Here is a 4916-nt window from a genome sequence, read left to right as displayed (position 1 = left end):
CCAGCGTTCATCCTGAGCCAGGATCGAACTCTCCGTCCAAATATTCTGGGCTTCGAGCCCGTCCGGTCCTCACAACTGTTACGCTGATCGGTTCCGTTCGATTCATATGGTTTTAGTATAGGAAAAGGAATTTCTCGGGGCCGCCTCTCGGCGGCCTTGCGAAAAACAAATCCAAGTTAGACCATTTCAAATGGTTCGATGTCTGCCCGGATGCGACACTGAATGTGTCCATCCTCGCAGTATCCGGTTCTCAAGGTGCACGCTTTGCGGTCCATCCGGTTCGACCGGGCCGCGCGGCAAGGAGATATATTGCCAGACCGGAGGGGCGCCGGGGGCGGGAATCTGGGCGTACACATTTCCTACACAATTTGGGATCCGACTAACGTTTGCCAGCCGTTAACTACCGCTCGCCGAGCATCTCTTTATATAAGGCAGTCTCATGGTTAAAGCGGATACGTTCCCCTAGCTAAAGCACAGCCAGCATCGAGCAACTCATCACGCTCTTCCACCGAGAACCCCTCGGCGTAGACGCGCACCACTGGTTCGGTCCCGCTAGGACGGACCAGCAGCCACGTGTCATCCTCGAATGCTAAACGCAAGCCATCCATATGACTAACGTTTTGCGGCACCTTGCCACAAATCGACTTGGGGTTTACGCCCGGCAGCAGGGTTCGTAACGTTTCGGCATCTTCGGCCTCAAGGCGCAAATCGCGTCGACCGTAACTCGTCTTACCAAAACTGTCCTCGAGTTGGTCGACCAGAACGCCCAAAGGCGCGTCCGTCTTTGCCATAAGCTCACACAGAATCAGACAGGCGAGGATTCCATCGCGCTCGGGCATATGCGCGGCGATGCCGATACCACCGGCTTCTTCGCCGCCTATGAGGACGCCACCCTTCTTCATCTCTGCCGCTATATATTTGAAACCGACTGGTTTGACGGTCACGCGGCAGCCAAGCGCCTCGGCAATGCGACGCACGAGCGTCGAGCACGAAAGATTGACGACGACGCGCCCCTCCAAATTACGAAATTGAACCAAGTCGCCCAAAACGAGCGCCATGATCTGATGCGGATGTATATATCTGCCGCGCTCGTCAACCGCGCCGATACGGTCGGCGTCGCCGTCGGTCACCAGGCCAGCGCAAGCTCCGTCCTCGATAACCGTATGCTCGCAAGCGTCCACCCACGGCTCAACGGGGTCGGGGCAGATATCCTCTTGGTCAGGCGCCTGCCCGGCGTGAATCTCGTGCACCTCAACGCCAAGCTCGCGCAGCAAGTCGGCTAGATAGCCCTGGGCTGCGCCGCCCATGGGGTCAACAACCACGCGCAGGTGCGCGGCGCGGATGGCTTCGGCATCGACAAACGATGCCACCGCTTGCATATAGTCAGGAATGATATCCGCGGTGCGATATTGCCCCTCGATCCCCATTGGCTCGGGAGCCATGGTCTCTTCGAGCTCTTCGATGACATCCTGGTTGGCGGTCGAGCCGTCACCCATGCGAATCTTGAGACACAGATAACCCTGCGGATGATGGGACCCCGTCACCATGAGCGCGCCGCACGCCTCACCGTCATAAGCCGCCGCCCACGTAAGAGCAGGGGTCGGAACAGGTCGCGAAGCGAGCACGGCGTCTAGCCCGTGCGCTGCTAGCACACCCGCCGCAAGCTCAGCGAACTCGCGCGCCAGGGGTCGAGTGTCGAACCCTATATATACCGTTTTGCCCGGATTGGTCTTTTGCCACAACTCGCCGACGGCATCGGCGATACGGGCAACGTTATCGGCAGTGAAGTCCTCATCGACGCGAGCGCGCCAACCGTCAGTTCCAAAATGAATTATCGCGCACACGCGCAGACACCTCACAGTGTTTGGATCATGGTACGCATGAGGTATACCCGCGATACACACTCGGCAACCTGCCGGCACCAGCATTCACCATTTGGGCAAATGCTGCCGAGGACATGCAAGCAATAAAAAAACCGCCCCGTATGGAGCGGTTTTGCCCTTTATATATCGAGCGCCTCGGCCATCGCTGCCGTAGTGATTGCCGTGGTTCCACAGCAACTGCCCACCATTGCGGCACCGGCATGTCTCCATTCGATGCATGCGCGCGCGAAAGCTTCGGGGTTCTCGTGCCATACGGGGCCATCCTGAGTCTGGACCGGATCGCCCACGTTGGGACGCACCGTGACGGGAGTAGTCGCCGATGCAACCATCCTGGGCACCGCCGCGTTCGCGGCCGCAAGCGAACAGCAATTAACACCAACCGAGCTTGCGCCGTGTTTTTCGGCGTACAAAACGGCTGCCTCGATATTGAGGCCATCGCCCAACAGGTCGCCTTTGTCATCAACGACAAAACTCACCAGGACAGGCATGCCGTCAGCGGCATCTCGAGCGCCGGCAAGCATGGGCTGCAAATTACGGATAGACGTCACCGTCTCGATCAGCAGACCATCAACACCAGCATTGAGTAAGGCGTGCGCCTGTTCGCGCGCAATGCCTCGGATCTCACGAAACTCGGCAGAGTCCTCGGCAAACCACTCAATACCGATCGGACCCATCGAGCCCAGCAGCAGCTGAGGGTGCGCCTGGCGGGCATCGTCGACGGCCCCGCGATTGACCTCCGCCACGGACGGCGCAATCTGGTCGTGCTTGAGGGCATAGCTTGATGCCTGAAAGGTATTGGTAATGAGTACCTGCGCGCCGGCGGCGACATACAAGCGATGGATACGAGAAACGGTCTGCGGCTCTGCCAGATTCCAAAACGCCGGTGGAATATCGGCGGCATCGTACTCACTCAACAGAACACTGCCCATGGGGCCCTGCGCCAACAAGGTCTCGCTCGACAAGCGGCGCGTAAGTTCCTCGGCACCAAAGCGGTTGTAATAACTCGTATCCATACATATCCCGCTATTCCTCGACGCTGATTCCCTGTTTTTCGAGATAGGCGAGCCAGCGGTTCATCGTGTCCTCGGATAGCGCATGCTCCATCATGCAGGCCTCGGAATCGGCTCGCTCAAATTCGACACCGAGCTCCTGAACCAAAAACGTGCGGACGAGGCGATGACGGTACCAGATAGCCGTGCCAACCTCGCGGCCGCGATCGGTCAGGACTACCTTGCCGTAGTGCGATTGCTCGACAAGCTCGGATGCCTTGAGCGCCGAAACCGCTTTATTGACCGATGCCTTGGAGACGCCAAGGCGCTGCGCGATGTCGACCGATCGCACGCCGTTGATTTCCCCCTCTTCGCTTTCAATGCGAACCATGCACTCCAAGTAGTCTTCGTTCGCCACCGTCAGATGTAGTTCGCGCGAGCTATTTGTCGTATCCATGATCTTCCGTCCCTTCTGCATTCAATGGCTGATTCTACCCCATCCAAGCGTCGCGGTATGCCGTGGCATACCGTGCTAGAGTTCTTGTTGCACACGACGACCAAGATTGGAGCGGTCTTTATGGAAAACACCACCACGAACCCCGATGTCCTCGAACGCTTTTTGCGCTACGTCCAGATCAACACGCAGTCCGAGGATGCAAACTGCGACCAGGTACCTTCGAGCACCGTTCAGTTTGACCTTGCCAACGTGCTGGCTGAAGAGCTGCGCGAGCTTGGTGCGGAAGATGCCCACGTGACCGAGCACGCCTATGTCTGCGCGCATATCCCCGCAAGTGCGGGCGCTGAGGACAAGCCCGCCCTGGGCCTGATCGCCCATCTCGACACCACCGAAGTTGCACCGGGCGCCGGCGTGAAGCCGCACATCGTGCACTACGAAGGCGGCGACCTGGTCTGCGGCACGGTTGACGGTAAGCCCGTTGCCATGAGTACCGCCAAGCTTCCCGCCCTGAATGACCTCGCGGGTGAGGACCTGGTCTGCAGCGATGGCACCACGCTGCTGGGCGCGGACGACAAGGCAGGCGTCGCCGAGATCATGTCACTTGTCGCGCGTATCGCTCAGGACCCTTCTCTGCCCCATCCCGCACTCGGCATTTGCTTCTGCCCTGACGAGGAGATCGGCCACGGAGCCGAGCTGCTGGATATCGATACCTTTGGCTGCAAGTACGCCTACACGGTCGACGGCGGCCCCATCGGCGAGCTGGAGTGGGAGTGCTTTAACGCCGCCGAGGCGACTGTCTGCTTTGAGGGCCAGTCCATCCACCCGGGCGACGCTAAGGGCCGTATGGTCAACGCAGGCAATCTGTTCTGCGACTTCAACGCGTTGCTCCCCTACGTGCAGCGTCCGGAGTATACGGAAGGCTACGAGGGCTTTTATCACCTTGAGGGTGTATCTGCGACCGTCGATCACGCCACAGCGCGCTATATCGTCCGCGACCATGACGCCGCCAAGTTCCAGCAGAAACTCGACCTTATTGATGCCGCCGCCTCGATGCTCAACCAGCGTCTGGGTGAGGAGCGCGTGACAGTCGAGATTAAGCAGCAGTATCGAAATATGGCCGAGATCGTTTGTGACTTTCCCGAGCTTATTGATGTTGCCAAGGAAGCCTACCTTGCCTGCGGCGTTGAGCCCCAAGTGCTGCCGATTCGCGGCGGCACCGACGGCGCGCAGCTGTCGTTCCGCGGTCTGCCCTGCCCCAACCTTTCCACCGGCGGCTATTGCTACCACGGCGTCAACGAATTCGTCCCGGTCAGTTCGCTCGTCAAGATGACCGACGTGCTCCAGGAGCTCGTCGCCCGCTTTGCATAAGCCTGGCTGCACAAGTCAAAAAGACGAATCGCCCCGTCCTCAACCAAGAACGGGGCGATTTTTTGCTGCAATGAGAACAGGTTGACGCACGCCAGCCTCTTAACGCAAGGAGTGTCCCAAACTGCCGGCACAAAAGGAACGTCCATTGCCAAGTGCATCAAGAGTGTCCCCTTTGACCAGTCGTTTAAGAACGTCCATTACAGTCGAAATTGTCAGCCC

Annotated in this window: 4 protein-coding genes; 1 reads left to right on the top strand and 3 read right to left on the bottom strand. The window is 58.9% G+C overall.

All coding sequences use genetic code 11. The annotated features are described in order from the left end of the window. Positions 1–443: 443 nt before the first annotated feature. The 3 genes from DXD56_RS09855 to DXD56_RS09845 form a co-directional block, all read right to left on the bottom strand. A complete protein-coding gene (locus tag DXD56_RS09855) occupies positions 444–1844 on the bottom strand; it encodes a phosphoglucomutase/phosphomannomutase family protein (RefSeq protein WP_117630036.1) in 1401 nt (466 codons plus the stop codon). Between the two features lie 158 nt (positions 1845–2002). Further along, on the bottom strand, positions 2003–2896 hold the full coding sequence (locus DXD56_RS09850) for a homocysteine S-methyltransferase family protein (protein WP_117641080.1): 894 nt from the start codon (positions 2894–2896) through the stop codon (positions 2003–2005). A gap of 10 nt (positions 2897–2906) precedes the next feature. Further along, the gene (locus tag DXD56_RS09845; RefSeq protein WP_117641079.1) at positions 2907–3329 is read right to left on the bottom strand and encodes a metal-dependent transcriptional regulator; all 423 of its coding nucleotides are present in this window, start codon (positions 3327–3329) and stop codon (positions 2907–2909) included. Positions 3330–3449: 120 nt separating this feature from the next. Here DXD56_RS09845 and pepT point away from each other — a divergent pair, with 120 nt between their 5' ends. Next, on the top strand, positions 3450–4697 hold the full coding sequence (pepT, locus tag DXD56_RS09840; RefSeq protein WP_117630037.1) for a peptidase T: 1248 nt from the start codon (positions 3450–3452) through the stop codon (positions 4695–4697). The last annotated feature ends 219 nt before the right edge of the window (positions 4698–4916 follow it).

The organism is Collinsella sp. TM06-3, assembly GCF_003436395.1.
Lineage (GTDB): Bacteria > Actinomycetota > Coriobacteriia > Coriobacteriales > Coriobacteriaceae > Collinsella.
Note: the sequence above shows the minus strand (reverse complement) of the source record. Positions and strands in the feature narration are given on the sequence as shown.